General features: G+C 63.5%; 11 protein-coding genes and 3 pseudogenes. 1 reads left to right on the top strand and 13 read right to left on the bottom strand.

Going from position 1 to position 16,000, the window contains the following annotated elements:
- The first annotated feature begins 133 nt into the window (after positions 1–133).
- Positions 134–1,105 carry a KpsF/GutQ family sugar-phosphate isomerase gene (locus tag X742_RS164310; RefSeq protein WP_031247677.1) on the top strand — a complete coding sequence of 324 codons (972 nt, stop codon included), beginning with the start codon at positions 134–136 and terminating at the stop codon, positions 1,103–1,105.
- Positions 1,106–1,329: 224 nt separating this feature from the next.
- On the opposite strand, the gene X742_RS164315 is transcribed toward X742_RS164310, so the two are convergent.
- The 13 genes and pseudogenes from X742_RS164315 to X742_RS164360 all read right to left on the bottom strand — a co-directional run bounded on the left by X742_RS164315 (position 1,330) and on the right by X742_RS164360 (position 15,992).
- Positions 1,330–1,875 (bottom strand): NfeD family protein, encoded by a 546-nt coding sequence (locus tag X742_RS164315; protein WP_023770502.1) that lies wholly within the window; start codon positions 1,873–1,875, stop codon positions 1,330–1,332.
- 14 nt (positions 1,876–1,889) lie between these two features.
- Positions 1,890–2,840, bottom strand: a complete 951-nt coding sequence (locus X742_RS164320; RefSeq protein ID WP_015315843.1) for an SPFH domain-containing protein — start codon at positions 2,838–2,840, stop codon at positions 1,890–1,892.
- A gap of 121 nt (positions 2,841–2,961) precedes the next feature.
- Positions 2,962–3,645, bottom strand: a pseudogene (locus tag X742_RS0135960) (FAD-binding oxidoreductase); the annotation flags it as partial.
- Between the two features lie 4 nt (positions 3,646–3,649).
- Positions 3,650–4,324, bottom strand: a pseudogene (locus X742_RS0135955) (FAD-dependent oxidoreductase); the annotation flags it as partial.
- A gap of 52 nt (positions 4,325–4,376) precedes the next feature.
- A complete protein-coding gene (gene hemH / locus X742_RS164325) occupies positions 4,377–5,441 on the bottom strand; it encodes a ferrochelatase (protein WP_023770501.1) in 1,065 nt (354 codons plus the stop codon).
- A gap of 227 nt (positions 5,442–5,668) precedes the next feature.
- Positions 5,669–7,755, bottom strand: a pseudogene (locus X742_RS01000000169645) (5'-nucleotidase C-terminal domain-containing protein).
- 211 nt (positions 7,756–7,966) lie between these two features.
- Complete coding sequence (locus tag X742_RS164330; RefSeq protein ID WP_023770500.1) at positions 7,967–8,344, bottom strand: hypothetical protein; 378 nt, start codon at positions 8,342–8,344, stop codon at positions 7,967–7,969.
- 185 nt (positions 8,345–8,529) lie between these two features.
- Complete coding sequence (locus X742_RS164335) at positions 8,530–9,975, bottom strand: homospermidine synthase (protein ID WP_023770499.1); 1,446 nt, start codon at positions 9,973–9,975, stop codon at positions 8,530–8,532.
- Between the two features lie 152 nt (positions 9,976–10,127).
- Positions 10,128–11,057: a DUF3445 domain-containing protein gene (locus X742_RS164340; RefSeq protein WP_023770498.1), complete on the bottom strand. Its 930-nt coding sequence runs from the start codon at positions 11,055–11,057 to the stop codon at positions 10,128–10,130.
- Between the two features lie 3 nt (positions 11,058–11,060).
- Complete coding sequence (locus X742_RS164345; RefSeq protein ID WP_031247674.1) at positions 11,061–11,723, bottom strand: aminotransferase class IV family protein; 663 nt, start codon at positions 11,721–11,723, stop codon at positions 11,061–11,063.
- Positions 11,672–12,814, bottom strand: a complete 1,143-nt coding sequence (locus X742_RS164350) for an aminodeoxychorismate synthase component I (RefSeq protein ID WP_023770496.1) — start codon at positions 12,812–12,814, stop codon at positions 11,672–11,674. Before X742_RS164350 ends, X742_RS164345 begins: the two co-directional genes overlap by 52 nt.
- 174 nt (positions 12,815–12,988) lie before the next feature.
- Complete coding sequence (locus X742_RS164355; RefSeq protein WP_023770495.1) at positions 12,989–13,723, bottom strand: NADH dehydrogenase; 735 nt, start codon at positions 13,721–13,723, stop codon at positions 12,989–12,991.
- A gap of 355 nt (positions 13,724–14,078) precedes the next feature.
- Positions 14,079–15,992, bottom strand: coding sequence for a M3 family oligoendopeptidase (locus X742_RS164360; protein ID WP_023770493.1), 1,914 nt, complete (start codon positions 15,990–15,992; stop codon positions 14,079–14,081).
- Between the last annotated feature and the right edge of the window lie 8 nt (positions 15,993–16,000).

Raw genomic sequence — 16,000 nt, 5'->3', positions numbered from 1 at the left:
GCGGGCGGCAAAGCGCTAATCGCATCATCCATGCATGCGAGCTCTCTCGATAAGAAGCCTCTGGACAGGCAAGCGTCGATCGAATCGGCTCTGAGAACGGTAACAACCGAACAGNTCTCTCGATAAGAAGCCTCTGGACAGGCAAGCGTCGATCGAATCGGCTCTGAGAACGGTAACAACCGAACAGGCGGGGATTGCGGCCCTTGCCGAGGCGCTTGAGAACGGACTGGCGGCACCCTTTGCCCAGGCCGTCGAGATGATCTCGAAGATCGAGGGCCGGCTCATCGTCACCGGTGTCGGCAAAAGCGGCCATATCGGTTCGAAGATCGCCGCGACGCTGGCCTCGACCGGCACGCCGGCCTTCTTCGTCCATCCCGTCGAGGCCAATCATGGCGATCTCGGCATGATCGCCAGGGACGACGCCATCATCGCGATCTCGTGGTCGGGCGAGAGCAAGGAGATGATGGGCATCGTCGCCTATTCCAGGCGCTTCTCCATTCCGCTCATTGCCATCACCTCCGGCGAAACCTCGGCGCTGGCGCGCGCGGCCGACGTCGTGCTGCTTTTGCCGCGCACCCCGGAAGCCTGCCCGCATGGCCTGGCGCCGACGACGTCGACGCTGCTGCAACTGGTCATCGGCGATGCACTGGCGATAGCGCTGCTCGAGGCGCGCGGCTTCACGCCGGACCATTTCCGCACCTTCCATCCCGGCGGCCAGCTCGGCGCCAACCTGACCATGGTCTCCGAGATCATGCGTGTCGGCGAGCAGATGCCGCTGGCTTCGCTCGGCACCAAGATGCCGGAAGCGGTGATGACACTGTCGCAGAAGAAGGTCGGCTGCGTGCTGATCGTCGACGCTAAAGGCGAACTGGCCGGGATCATCACCGACGGCGATGTCGCGCGTAACCTGCACCGCAACCTGGCCGACGTCATCGTCGACGAGGTGATGACCCGCACACCCAAGACCGTCGACCCGCAGACGCTTGCAGGCACTGCGATCGCGCTGCTCAACGAGTACAATGTCGGTGCGCTGGTGGTGACCAGGAACAACATGCCGCTGGGCGTGGTGCATTTTCACGACCTGCTGCGCATCGGCGCTGCCTAAGGTATTGATCTTCAGGTGGGGCCGACCTGCGAACGAAGGCTTTCTGCGCTTCCGGCCTGCGCGGGCCGAAGCACTCATGAAGGATCGTGGTAGCGAAGGCTTCGGCCGGCGTAGCCCGGTGCTCAGGGACTCAATGTCCGCCCGCTCGTCGCAAGAGCGACCCCGAAATGCATCATTCTAGCCTCGGCCTGACCTGAATCTCAACGCCTTGTGCGCTTGCGCCATCAGGAGGCTCGGACCTGTTCCACCGTCAGTTCCAGGTCCGTGTCCGCAGCGCTTGTCACACGCACCTGAGTGCCGGCGGGCAGATCGGGGCCGGAGACACGCCACAGCGTGTCGCCTAGCTTGATGCGGCCACGGCCGTCGCGGATCGGTTCGGCGAGCGTCGCCATCCTGCCGACCATCTGGGCGCCACGGCGATTGAGCAGCGGCTGATCGGTTGGCTGGTCGTGTCCGCCCATGAGTTTCTTGCCGACAAAGGCTGAAAGCAGCGACAGCACGAGGAATAGCAACACCTGGACCTGCCATGTCCAGATAGCGACATCCCAGATCAGCAGCGNCAGCGACAGCACGAGGAATAGCAACACCTGGACCTGCCATGTCCAGATAGCGACATCCCAGATCAGCAGCGACACCGCGCCGACGATCAGAGCGGCGATCCCGATCCAAAGCATGAAGAAACCCGGTGCGATGACCTCTACCACCAGGAGCACGAAGCCCAGAACCATCCAGTTCCACGGCCCGAGTTCAGAAACGATGCGGTCGATCATGAGAGTGGCCTATCTCAGTTGTCGGAGGGCCTGACGACAGGCGGACGTGCTGCCTGCCTTTGCGCGCCGGTCGTGCCTTCGCTGCGAAAGACTTCCTTGGCGATTTCGCCGATACCGCCGAGTGAGCCGATCAGCGACGACGCCTCGAAGGGCATCAGCACGATCTTGCTGTTGGTGGCGGTGCCGATCTTGCCCAGCGCTTCGGTATATTTCTGGGCGACGAAGTAGTTCAGTGCCTGGACGTCGCCCTTGGAGATCGCTTCCGACACCACCTGGGTGGCGCGGGCTTCCGCCTCGGCGGAGCGTTCGCGCGCCTCGGCGTCGCGGAAGGCGGCTTCCTTGCGGCCCTCGGCTTCGAGGATCTGCGACTGCTTGAGGCCTTCGGCGGCCAGGATCTGCGCGCGCTTGTTGCGCTCGGCGGTCATCTGGCGGCCCATCGATTCGATCAGGTTGGCGGGCGGGTTGATGTCCTTGATCTCGACGCGGGTGATCTTGATGCCCCACGGATGCGCGGCCTCGTCGACGACGCGCAGCAAGCGCTCGTTGATGGCGTCGCGGTTCGACAACAGCTCATCGAGGTCCATCGAACCCATGACGGTACGGATGTTGGTCATCGTCAGGTTGAGGATGGCGTTCTGCAGGCCGGCAACCTGATAGGCGGCCTGTGCCGCATTGAGGATCTGGTAGAAAGCGATGCCGTCGACACCGACAATGGCATTGTCGCGGGTGATGATCTCCTGGCTCGGAACGTCGAGCACCTGTTCCATCATGTTCATCTTGGCGCCGATGCGATCGACGAACGGAAAGATGAGGTTCAGGCCGGGGCTCAGTGTCTTGGTGTAACGACCAAAGCGTTCGACGGTATAGTTGTATCCTTGTGGGATTGTCTTGATGCCCTTGAACAGCACCAGTACGACAAGCGCCACCAGAACAACGACCGCAATATCGAAACCACTGAAATCCATCTGGCCCTCCCTCAGAAGCAGGCCGCGCGAGCCATTCCCGCGCAACCGGCTTCACCAAAGACTTAAGTGTGTTTCAGGAGCGTTACAATCAGGTGATGAGGGATTGTTTGTGGGTATGCACTCAGCGGTTGAAGGCAAACATGCTTGCATCCGTGTCTTCAAGCCCGTCGATCGAAGCCGAGACGATCTCGGCGGCGATCCGCGAGAAGGTGATGCCGTTGCCGCCATAACCCATCACGGCGTGGATGCGCGGGTGCCTGGGAAGAGCGCCGATGTAGGGAAGGCCGGTGGTCGTGGTGCCGAAGGAGCCGGTCCAGGCAAATTCGGGCCTGACGTCGAGGTGCGGAAACATCAGGTCGAGTTTTGCGGCAATGCAGGCGCTCTTGTCGGCGATCAGTTTATCGCGCCGCGTCTCGTCGAGGAATTCCTCGTCCTCGCCGCCGCAGATGACCCGGCCATCGGCGGTTGCCCTGACATAGAGGTAGGGATCCGACGCCTCCCAGATGAACGCCGCGCCCGGCCAGAGCTTCCGTGGTTGTGGACATGTCGCAATCGCCCATGTCGAGATGACCCGGTGAGCGGCCGCCGGCACGATGTCGATCAGCTCGTAACCGGTGGCCAGGACAACATGCCGTGCCGTGATGGTGGGCCCGCCCGTGGTTGCCACGACCACCTCATCGGCGCTGCCCTCGATCGCCGTCGCTTCTACGGGAGCGTAAAAGCGTGCCTTGCGCTCCAGCGCCTTGAGCAGCAGCCCTGCCGTCAGCTTGCGCGGGTCGAGCGCGATGTTGCCATGGCTCAGGATNCGTGGTTGCCACGACCACCTCATCGGCGCTGCCCTCGATCGCCGTCGCTTCTACGGGAGCGTAAAAGCGTGCCTGGCGCTCCAGCGCCTTGAGCAGCAGCCCTGCCGTCAGCTTGCGCGGGTCGAGCGCGATGTTGCCATGGCTCAGGATGGCGCCACCGCGGTCGATGCCGAATGCTTCCGCCAGTGGCGCCGATGTAAGATAGGTCGCGCCGATGCCGGCCATCTGCCGCGCCTCGGCTTCCTCCCGGAGTTCCGATGGGCCGAGCACGGTGCCAGCCAGATAGAGCGATTGGGTGCGGCTCATGCCGCAGTTGATACCGAGTTCGGCGATGCGGGCGGCAAGATTGGAAACGGCCAGCCGCGAGCGTCGCCAGGCCTGCCGTGCCTGGCTCTTGCCGATCATCCCCGAGAGCGTTGAAAGCGGCTGGTCGATCTCGAATTGCACAAGCGCGGTGGTTGCCGCCGTCGATCCTTTCAGCGGCCCACGCCGGTCGATGCAGATCACCGCGTGAGCGTCGGCTGTCAGCGCCTCGGCCATCATGGCGCCGCTGATGCCCATGCCGACGATCAGCACATCGGTCTTGACGTCCCGGGTCAAACTGCCAGTCGGCACCGCGGGCGCCCGATAGGCGGACCAGACGGGCCGGCCAGTGCTGAGGTCAAGTTTGCGGAGCATCGGATTCCCCGGAGGCGCTGCTCAACGCTCCGGAGCTGGTGTTGTTCCGGTGTCAGGCCCAGCCAGACAGTTCGCGCCGTACCATCGCTTCGATCACCGCCATGCCTTCCGGGCTGTCGTTGAGGCATGGTATGTGGGCGAAGTTCTTGCCGCCGGCGTGGTGGAAGGTCTCGGCCGCTTCGCGGCCAATCTCATCCAGTGTTTCGATGCAGTCGACGGAAAACCCCGGATTGACGATGGCGATCGACTTGACACCGTCCTTGGCCAGTTTCTCCACGGTCTTGTCGGTGTAGGGCTGCAGCCATTCTTGCGCCCCGAAGCGTGATTGGAAGGTGGTGATCAGTTTTCTTTCGTCCCAGCCGAGCCTGTCGCGCAGCAGCCGCGTCGTCTTCAGGCAATGGCAATGATAGGGATCGCCCTTCTCGAAATAGGGTTTTGGAATGCCGTGATAGGAGGCGATGATCACCTCCGGCTGGAAATCCAGGGTCGCCAGGTGCCGTTCGATCGAATTGGCCAGCGCCTCGATGTAGACAGGTTCATCATAATAGGGCGGCACGCCGCGGACGGCAGGTGCTGCCCGCATCTTCATCAAGGCGCGAAACAGCTGGTCGTTTGCGGTGGCGGTCGTCGTCGCCGAATATTGCGGATAGAGCGGGAACGAAAGGATGCGGTCGCAGCCTTGCGCGACCAGCCTTTCGGCGACGCTCGACGTCGAAGGGTTGCCGTAGCGCATCGCCCAGTCGACGACCACGTTGGGCAGATCGCGTAGTGCCTCGGCCAGTTTTTCGCCTTGTGCGCGGGTATAGGTTCGCAAAGGCGACTCGTTCTTCTCCCGATTCCAGATCCTGGCGTAGTTGGCGCCCGACTTCTTCGGTCGCGTGGTCAGCACGAGCCCATAGAGGATCGGATACCAGATCGCCTTGTTGAGCTCGATAACGCGTGGATCGGACAGGAACTCCCTGAGATAACGCCACATCGGCCTGAACTCGGTGCCGTCTGGTGTTCCAAGATTGACCAGCATGACCCCTACCTTGCCGGTCGTGACTGGCGGATGCCCGACCGGCCGTGGACCAGGGGCTTTCGCGGCTTTGGGATCGACAATAGTGGAAAGCGGCATATTGGTCTCCGAGACGTGAACCTAACCATCCTGCAGGAGCTTTCAATGCCGCGTCTGGCCGCACCTTGCAGCATGTCGCGGCGGATAGGATTCGCCCGGCCTGCCGTAAGCTTCTGATTTGTGCATATCGTGGTCCCGGAGGACACGTCCGGGCGACATGCATTAGGCCATAGAATTATAAACCCGTCCGGTTCCCCCGGGCGGGCGATGTGGCGGAACTGGCGAAATTACTTCGCCGGGATGTTCAGTGTCGCGCCCGGCATAAGCCGATGCGGTTTTTGCCCCTTGTTCGCCTCATAAATGAGCTTCCACTTGGTCGCATCGCCATAGGCCTTCTTCGCCAGAGCCCAGTACGTATCGCCAGTCACGACGACATGGCCGCCGGTAGCTGGCGCGGCTTCAGCGGGCTTTGCCGGCTCGGCGGGCGCGGGCGTCGCCGGGGCAGGAGTGGCCGGCGCGGGAGCGGTCTTGGCAGGCTTCGCCGGTTCGTCAGGTGCCGGCGGAGCCGGTGGTGCAGGCGCGTTTTCCGTCGATATGGCCGGCGGCGTGTTGGCGATATCGCCTGAGTTGGCAGGCAATTCCGGCATGGCCGGTGCAGCCGGTTTAGCAGCCGGGGCCGGCGCCGGCGCTGCGGTCTGCGCGGGCTTTGCTGGTTCGGCAGGCTTGGTTGGTTCGGCGGGGGGAGCTGCCGCTGTCGTCGCGGCGATCTCGGTGATGCGGCCATCGAGCTTCGGCGTATAGGGCCGGTGCGCGCCGAGATAGTCGGCCACGACCTGTTCGAGGCCAGGGCCGTAATCATAGGCGTTCTTGGCCTTTTCGGCGAAGACCTTGTAGCCGTCGCCGCCCTGGCGGACATAGTTGTTGGTGGCGACCAGATAATCCTTGTTCGGATTGATCGGCGTCCAGACGCCGTTCTCCATCACCTCCACCGACTTGACGCGGCCGGCATTGGGCGCGACCGATCTGTCGAAGGAGTATTTGAGGCCCGCCACCTGCGGGAAGCGGCCGGCGCCGTCCTCGATCTGGCTGAGGCCGCCTTCGAGGCCGGCGACCAGGTCCTTGCCAGAAATCTGGAAGGTCGCCAGCGTGTTCTGGAACGGCAGCACGGTCAGCACCTCGCCCATGGTGACGGTGCCCTTGTCGATGGAGGCGCGCAGGCCGCCACCGTTGGAAATGACGACCTCGACGCCCTGTCCCTTGACCCGGTCGAGGATGGCGTCGGAGACGAGGTTGCCCATCGCACATTCCTTGGCGCGGCAGCTTTCGCGGCTGCCGTCGATGACGTCGGTGGTCTCGGCCACTTCCTTGTTCTTCAAGGCCTCGATCNGATCGGCGCGCCAAGCTCCTTGATGCGGGCGAGCGCGGCTGGGTCCGGCGTGATCGATTTGTCGAGATAGATCGGGTCGCCGCTTGCCGATTTGACGACCCCATTGTCGTCGAACACCACCTTGAACTCGCCGAGATATTTCGAATAGGACGCCGCCTGCACCACCGGCACCTTGTAGCCGCCGGGGTTGTCGACCATGGTCGGGTAGGGGCCAGCCGCCTTCGGATCGGTATTGGACAGAAGCGTGTGGCTGTGGCCGCCGACCACGATGTCGATGCCAGGGATCTTGGCAATGACGTCGCGCTCCCTGTTGTACCCGATATGTGTCACGGCGATGATCTTGTTGACGCCTTCTCCCTTGAGTTTCTCGACCTCGGCCGTGATCGACTTGACGTCGTCCTCGATTTGGATGTTGGGGCCAGGGGAGGCGAGTTCGGGCGTGTCGTTGGTGACGGCGCCGATGATGCCGATCTTCTGTCCACCGACCTCGACGACGATCGACGGCTTGACGCGGTCGCCGAGCTTGGACTGCGCGTTGGCCTTGACGTTGGCGCCGAGCACCGGGAACTTGATCATGTCGAGAAACGGCGCCAGCGCCGCCTCGCCGTCGTCGAATTCATGGTTGCCGAGTGCCATGGCGTCGAACTTCATGTCATTGAGGAACTCGCCTTCGACCTTGCCCTTGTATGTCGTGTAGAACAGCGAACCCTGGAAATTGTCGCCGGCGCTGAGCAGCAACACGTTCTGGCCCTCCAGCTTCTTGCGTTCCTGGGCAATGACGGTGATCAGCCGGCCGGCGCCGCCGATGCATTCGCCCTTGGTCTCCTCCTCGGCCGAGCAGGTCGATTCGTATTTGTTGTTGCCTTCGATGCGGCTGTGCCAGTCATTGATGTGCAGGACGTTCAGTGTGTAGTCGGCAAAGGATGCGCCGGCCGACAGGCCAAGCGTCGACGCGGAAAGGGCGGCAATGGCGGCAAGCTTCTTCATCTTCGTCTCCCGGTAGGCTGATCAGAGGCGTCTGGCGCCCTTGCTCGACTGGTATTACAGCCAGCGTTTCGATCATGTTCCCATCGCGTTCGGGCCGACGCAAGCGGAAATGCGGCGGTATCTCCAGGCGCGAAACCCGGGCTATTGCCGGCACAAAAAAGAACGGCGACCGAGGGGCCGCCGTCCTTTGTGACTGGAATGTTCGCCGAGTTCAGGTGCGCCGCGTCAGCACGAAATTCTGGCCGGCGGAGCTGGTGCAGTTGAGCTGGCTGGTCGACACCATCAGGCAATTGAAGCTTACCGGGGTTTGGCGGATCAGTGAGGTGCCGTTGATCTGCACCGAAGTGGCGCCGGTCATCGTATAGCTGCCATCGGCAAGCTTCTGTCCCGTGTCGGTGGCGACGGTCGTAAAGGTGCCGCCGGTGAAGGTCGACAGGCCAGTGCCCTTGGCATCGATCCAGGAACCTTCGACCCCTTTCGGGGCGGCGGCCATGGGCGGCGTATCTGGGCCGCTGGTGGCACAGGCAGCAAGCATCGAGGCAAGGGCGCCCGCCAGGCCCGTCGAAAGAACTTTGCGCGCAATCGTCATATGAAATCCTCTCCAAACGCGCCGTCCCACAAATCGGGCCGATTTCTGGGAATTGACGCGAACGTCCAAAGTGCCGGGGTATGCCTTAAGCGTTCAACGGACGCACATCGCCACCCCAGGCCGCCTCCCTTCAATCGCCCGATTTCCGGGCGATTGCAAGGCAATGGCGCATGGTCCGGGTGCTGCTATCGGACGAGGATGTTGCGGAATTGCCACGGGTCGCTTCGGTCGAGGTCCTCCGGGAAGAGGCCCGGGCGTCTGTCGAGCGGCGTCCAGTCGGTATAATAGCCCTTGACCGGTCCGAGATAGGGCGACTGCACGTCCAGGCAGCGTTTGTAATCCATCTCGTCGGCCTCGACGATGCCGGCGGCGGGATTTTCCAGTGCCCAGACCATGCCGGCCAGGACAGCCGAGGTGACCTGCATGCCGGTGGCGTTCTGGTAGGGGGCCAGCTTGCGCGCTTCGGCGAGCGACAGCTGCGAACCGTACCAGTAGGCATTCTTGTCATGGCCGTAGAGCAGGACGCCGAGTTCGTCGACACCGTCGACCAGTTCGTTCTCGTCGAGCACGTGGTGCACCGGTTGCGGCTTGCCGGCCGCACCGAACATCTCGTCCAGCGACAGCATCGCATCGTTGCAGGGATGGTAGGCGTAGTGGCAGGTCGGGCGGTATTGAACCTTGCCCTTCTTGGAGCGCACGGTGAAGAAATCGGCGATCGAGATCGCCTCGTTGTGCGTCACCAGCAGGCCATATTGCGGTCCCGGCGTCGGGCACCAGGAGCGCACGCGGGTGTTGGCGCCGGGCTGCTCCAGGTAGATCGCGGCCTTGGAGCCATGCTTGTGCTTCTTGCCGTTCTTGGGCATCCAGGTCTCATGCGTGCCCCAGCCGAGCTCGGCTGGCTGCAACCCCTCGGAGATGAAGCCCTCGACCGACCAGGTGTTCCAGAACACATCCATCGGCTTGGGCTTCTTGGTGCGCTGGGTGTCGCGCTCGGCGATGTGGATGCCCTTGACGCCGGCCTTCTTCATCAGCTTGGCCCAGCCCTCGCGGTCGTCCTGCGCGGGCTCGGAGAATTCCATGCCAAGATCGGTAGCGAGGTTGACCAGCGCCTGCTTCACGAACCACGACACCATGCCGGGATTGGCGCCGCAGGTCGATATCGCGGTGGCGCCACCCGGCTTGTCGTGCTTTTCCTTGATCAGCGCCTCGCGCAACGCATAGTTGGTGCGGCTGGCATTATCGGCCTTGGCGTCGAAATAGAAGCCAAGCCAAGGCTCGACGACGGTGTCGATATAGAGCACTCCGAGCTTGCGGCAGAGCCGCATCAGGTCCACCGAGCCGGTATCGACCGACAGGTTGACGCAAAAGCCCTGGCCGCCGCCATTGGTCAGAAGCGGGGTCAAAAGCTTCTTGTAGTTCTTCTCGGTCACCGCTTCCTGGACGAAGGCGATGCCACGCTCGTCGAGCAGCTTGCGATCGGCATCGCGGGGGTCGAGGACTGTCATGCGCGACTTGTCGAACTTGAAATGGCGCTCGATGAGCGGCAGCGTTCCGCGTCCGATCGAGCCGAAGCCGATCATCACCACGGGGCCGGTGATCTCACCGTAAACGGGCCAGTTTTCATTCGCCATTTTATCGGGCACTCCTTCAACTCCGTCCAAAAGCTGGGCAACCGCCTGCAAAAGCTGGACAACTGCGTGCAAAAGCCGGGCATTTTCGCCCAACGGCCATGCGCTACATCACAGATCATTGTCACAAACCAGCGAAAAGCGCCAACCAGCGACTACGCGTGCTTGGCCATGTGGTTAAGGACAGCGATCAGCCGATCGCGATCCGATGTCAGGCCCTTGTAGTCGAGCTGGGCGACATCGAGCGCTTCGAGCTGCGCGGCAAAGGACGCTGCCAGCGTCGCCCGGTCCGGGTGCCGCGCCAGCACGGCGAGCGGGTCAAGATGGATGCGGATGGTGAACAGGATGTCGCGTGAGGCGGGCAGTTTGCGCAGCGTCTGACGCTCGACCCGGATGAAGGCGTGCGTCTTCACGTCACTGTCGAGGAAACGCGTCGGCCGGCTGGTGGCCCGGTCGATGCGCTCGATATTGGACAGCGGATGGTAGAGTGCATCGCCTGATTGGATCGACCAATTGTAACGTTCGACAGCCTGGCCCTGCAGGCCATCGAACATCCGGTTGATCACATCGGCCGGCCTTGTGCCTGGGCCGAAGCCCGGCACCGGCTCGTGGATCTGCTGCAGCGGCTTGCCGAATTTTTCGACAAGCGACCAGGACGAGGGAAAGCACAGCGAACCCGCGGCGAGCCGCCAGCCGTCTTCGCCCCGCCGCATGAGGATCAGGTCTTCCTGGACCAGCAGCGAGGCCGCGACGAGGGGGGCGCCGGCGAGGCTGGAGGGGATCGTGGGACGGCTCGTCGCACCCACGACCGCAACGCCTGCATCGCTGCGCCGGTGGGTGTCGGGAAATCTTTCCGGCAGGTAAGCGCCGAGCAATTCGAGCACTTCCTGCTGGGCGTCGCGCGTACCGTCCTGCTCGACAAAGACTCGTTCGGGGATTTCGGCATAGAGCCGGCGCTTTTCGGCGAGGTAGGGCAGCAAATGGCCGTCTACCTCGATCCAGTCCGCGGGGTCGAGCGGCTTCAGCCCGATGGTGAAGAGTTTCGACGAGCCGTCATACGGCGTGTGGGCGGGTAGGGACGTCATGCCTCAGATCAGTCTTGCCGGGATCAGCCCGCGCAGCGAATTGCCGACGAACAGCGCCTTGGCGGATTTCAGGTCATTCAAGCTGTAGATTGCTTCACTGGCGCGGCCTTCATCCAGAAGCGCGCCGCGCAGTACGCCAGGCAGCAGGCCGCAGTCGAGCCGGGGTGTTGCCAGCACCCCGTCGCCGAAATCGGCGAAGACATTGGTGATCGTGCCTTCGCAGATCTCGCCGCGCTCATTGGCCAGCAGCACCTCATCGGCCTGGGTGACGAGGTATTCGGAGCGGGCATGGGTGTAGAGCTGCCGCCGGCTGGTCTTGTGGCGCAGCAGCATGTTGCTCGAACCGAGCCTCGTCCGCGCCAGCCGCAGCGCCCATATCTTGTCGGCGGCAAGCGGTTCATAGGGCTGCGCCGAGGCGTTGGCCTGGCCATTGCGCGACAGGGCGAGCCGCGTGCGCATGGCGACGGGCGATCGATCGACCGCGTTGCTCAGGACCTCGCCAACCCTTTGCGGATCATAGCTGAAGCCCAGTTCCGCCGCCGAGCCATAAAGGCGTGCAAGATGGCGATCGAGGCGCAGGAAGCCCGAGGCGGGCTCCCAGCGGATGGTCTCGATCAGCTCGAAACCGGCGGTGTCCCCGTCGCGAAGCGGGCTTTGAGCAGACATTCCTGGTACTCCTCTTCCGCGACCGAATCGAAGACGATGCCGCCGCCGACATTGTAGACGGCCTCGCCGCTGGCAAAGAGCGAGATGGTGCGGATCGCCACGGAAAAGCGCATCGTGCCGCCGGGTGCGATCCAGCCAATGGCGCCGCAATAGACATCGCGCGACGTGGCCTCGAGATCGTGCAGGATCTCCATGGCGCGGATCTTCGGCGCGCCGGTGATCGAGCCGCAGGGAAACAGCGCCGCGAACACCTGTCGTATCGAGAGGCCGGGCAGCAGCTTGGCCCTGACGTCGCTCACCATCTGGTGCACGGTCGGGTAGGTCTCGATGCGGAACAGTTCCGGCACCTCCAGCGTGCCGACCTCGCTGATCAGCGATATGTCGTTGCGCAGGAGGTCGACGATCATCCGGTTCTCGGCCTGGTTCTTCTCGTCATTGCGCAGGAAATTCTTCTGCCGCTCGTCCTGGTCCCTGGTTGCGCCGCGCGGTGCGGTACCCTTCATCGGATGCGTCTCGATCATCCCCGCCGCATCGATCTCGAAGAACAGTTCGGGCGAGCGCGACAGGACGATCGGATCGCCCAGCGCGATCAGGGCGCCATATTTCACCGGCTGACGCTCGGTCAGGGCGTCGAAGGCGGCGAGCGGATCGCCGGACCATTGCGCGTGCACCGGAAAGGTCAGGTTGCCCTGGTAGCAATCGCCTTGCCTGATGTGCCGATGCAACCGCGAGAACCGCTTCTCGTAGTCCTCGAACGACCACGTCGCCCTTGCGTCGAAGATCGGGCCGTTGGTCGGCGTGCTTGGCGGCGGCACCGCTTCTTCCTCAGGAGCATCGAAGACCCCGAGGCAGACCAGCGGGGCCCGGCGCCGGCCCGGCAGCAAGGGAACGAGTTTCGGTTCCAGCAGGTAACCGGCCTCGTAGGAGAAATAGCCGGCCAGCCATTTGCCGGCATCGTGCGCGGCCTGCGCCGCTTGCAGCGCCGCCGGGAAGTCCTTGGCCTCATGCGCGACGATGACATCGGCGGGCCGCTCGAAAACGAGCTGGCGCGCGCTTTCGTCGTTGCGGAAAATTGCGGCGGGCAGGGACATGGGAACCGGGATCGATGGAGCCGACGATCGCTCTATATGGGGGGCCGGACGCGCGCAATCGAGGGAACGGCACCCTGTCCCTCAAAGCCGACCTTTGCCGGATCGAACCTTGCCGGCAAAAGAAAGCGGCGGCGCCCTTGGCGCCGCCGGTCACAAGGCCTCTGTATCCTTCGTTCAGGTATTGCTGGCGGTTCCGGCCGTCGGAAACTGCTTGGCGAATTCGGCCTCGTTGCCAGCGGCGAGCAGCTTGGCCTGCTCGATCCAGCGTTCGCGCGCGATGCGGCCGTCGAAGTTCATCACGTCCTCGATCCGCTTGATGTCGGCTGATGTCCAGCCGGCGATCTGGGCGTATGTGGTGACGCCTTGCGCCTTGAGCAGCTTTTCGTTGACTGGGCCGATGCCGATCAGCCGGCGCAGATTATCAGGGTTGCCCGACGCCGGCTTGGCCGCCGGCGGTGCGGCCTTCTTGGCGGCTGCCGAACTCTTGGCCGCCGAAGCAGTGGCGGCCGCGGGTTTGCTCGCGGCGGGTTTGGCGGCGGCGGCTTTCGCCGGCGCGGCCTTTGCAACTGGTTTGGCAGGAGCAGCCTTGGCCGCCGCCGGAGCGGATTTGGCCGCGGCCGGCGTCGACATCAAGGCCGCCGGTGGCTGACTTGACGCCTTTGCTCCGCCGGCGCCCGACGAGGCCTGCGCCTCGCGCAGCTGACGCTCGAGGTCGGAGCGGGTCTTGCCGCATGCACCGAGTTCGCCGGTCAGGCGGTCGCTGTCGGCGCGCAACTTGTCGCGCTCGCTGCGGGTGCGATCGAGGTCGCCGCGAAGACTGTCGAGCTCACCGCGCAGGCGTCCCCAGATGAACCAGCCGACCAACACGCCTACCAACAACGCCAGGACCACGTAGAAAAAAGTGCCCATTGTCTCTCTCCAGTCAGATCCGTCTGCCGTGGGTCATGGCCTTCGGCGCAGGACTACTCGATGATGGTTCCGCGGTTCGCGGAACAGCCGGCTTCGGTCAAGCTGTCGGCGATCGGCTTTGCCTGCCCATGGCCAACGGCCGTTGTCGCGTTCGCCTGAGCGCCACGGCCGGGCTGAGATTCCCTCGCCGATCCGCATGCGCTCCGGCTTAGCTTAAAGGGAAAGCTATCATAGAGCTTGCGGAAAGCTATGGGAAAATGTCGATGTAGAGTTCTTCAAGAACAAATATTTAGGGCAAGAATAGCGCGGCCCAAACATGCATTCCGGCTAACTGTTCTTGCTGGCGAGAGGCGTCTCAGTCGTCGAGCGTTTCCAGCTCGTCGATCAGGCCGCCGATCACGCCGAGCCCGATCTGCCAGAAGGCCGGATCGGTGGCGTCGAGGCCGAAGGGTGCCAGAAGCTGCGAATGATGCTTGGTGCCGCCGGCACGCAGCATCTCGAAATATTTGTCCTGAAAGCCGCGTTCGGCATTCTGGTAGACGGCGTAGAGCGAGTTCACCAGGCAGTCGCCGAACGCATAGGCATAGACGTAGAAGGGCGAGTGGATGAAGTGCGGAATGTAGGTCCAGAACACCTCGTAGCCCTCGCGCAACTTGATCGCGGGCCCCAGGCTTTCGGCCTGTACCTCCAGCCAGAACTCGCCCAGCCTGTCTGATGTCAATTCGCCGTTGCGACGCTCGGCATGCACCTTGCGCTCGAATTCATAGAAGGCGACCTGGCGCACCACCGTGTTGATCATGTCCTCGACCTTCTGGGCGAGCATGGCTTTGCGCTCGCGCCGGTCGGTGGTCTGCTCGAGCAGCGAGCGGAAGGTCAGCATCTCGCCGAAGACGGATGCCGTCTCCGCCAGCGTCAGCGGCGTCGAGGCCATCAGCGCGCCCTGGCCGGCGGCCAGCACCTGATGCACGCCGTGTCCTAGTTCATGCGCCAACGTCATCACGTCGCGCGGCTTGCCCATGTAGTTGAGCAGCACATAGGGGTGAGCCGAGGGTACGGTCGGATGTGCGAAGGCGCCCGGCGACTTGCCCGGACGCACCGGCGCGTCGATCCAGTTGCGGTCGAAGAAGGTGCGCGCGATCTCGGCCATCTCGGGCGAGAAGCGGTGATAGGCCGACAGAACCGTGTTCCTGGCCTCATCCCAGCCGATCACCGCTTGCGGCGTCTCCGGCAAGGGCGCGTTGCGGTCCCAGTGGTTCATCACTTCCATGCCGAGCCAGCGCGCCTTCATCGCATAATAGCGGTGCGACAGGCGCGGATAGGCCTCGCGCACGGCGGTGGCGAGCGCATCGACCACGCCGCGTTCGACACGGTTGGCGAGGTGGCGTGAATCGGCAATGTCCTCGAAGCCGCGCCAGCGGTCCGAAATTTCCTTGTCCTTGGCAAGCGTGTTGGTGATCAGCGTGAAGGTGCGCAGGTTCTTGCGGAAGGTCGTGGCCAACGCCTCCGAGGCGCGGCGGCGGACCTCGCCGTCGGCATCCTGCAGGCGATTGAGGGCCGGCTCCAGCGTCAGTTCCTCGCCGTCGATATCGAAGCGGAGATCGGTCATCGTCTCGTCGAAGAGGCGNAGGGCCGGCTCCAGCGTCAGTTCCTCGCCGTCGATATCGAAGCGGAGATCGGTCATCGTCTCGTCGAAGAGGCGGTTCCAGGCGCCGCGCCCGGTTATCGATTTCTCGTGGAAAAGCTGCTCGACGCGGTCCTCGAGCTGATAGGGCTTGTCCATCCTGAGATCGAGCACCCACGGGCGGTAATGCCCGAAGGCGGGATCGGCGGCCAGCGCGCCCTCGATCGCCGCATCGTCGATCAGGTTCAGCTCAAGCGCGAAGAACAACAGATGCGCGCTGGCGTCGGTCATCTTCTCCTGGATGTCGCCATAGAGCTTGGCGCGCTGCGGATCGGCGGTGTTGCCGGCATAAACGAGGCCGGCATACGAGACGATACGGCCGATCAGTTCCTCAAGTGCCTCGTACGCGGCCAGTGCCTCCCCCAGCCTGCCGGTACTGCCGCGCCCGGCCTCGGCGGCGAGCGTGCCTTTCCAGCGGGCCTCGAATGCGACGGCGTCGGCGGCCGCCTTGGCAATGTCACGCTTCAGTTCCGTCGCGTCCATGCCGGCATAAAGGTCGGCGAGGTTCCATTCCGGCAGATCACCAAGCCCGGCAGCGCCCTGACCGGACGCTGGCGCTGCAATCCGCCGATCAAACATCATGCGCATCGAGATAC

Origin of the sequence: Mesorhizobium sp. LNHC229A00, assembly GCF_000502415.1 — a bacterium.
In the GTDB taxonomy this organism is placed as follows: domain Bacteria; phylum Pseudomonadota; class Alphaproteobacteria; order Rhizobiales; family Rhizobiaceae; genus Mesorhizobium.
Note: the sequence above shows the minus strand (reverse complement) of the source record. Positions and strands in the feature narration are given on the sequence as shown.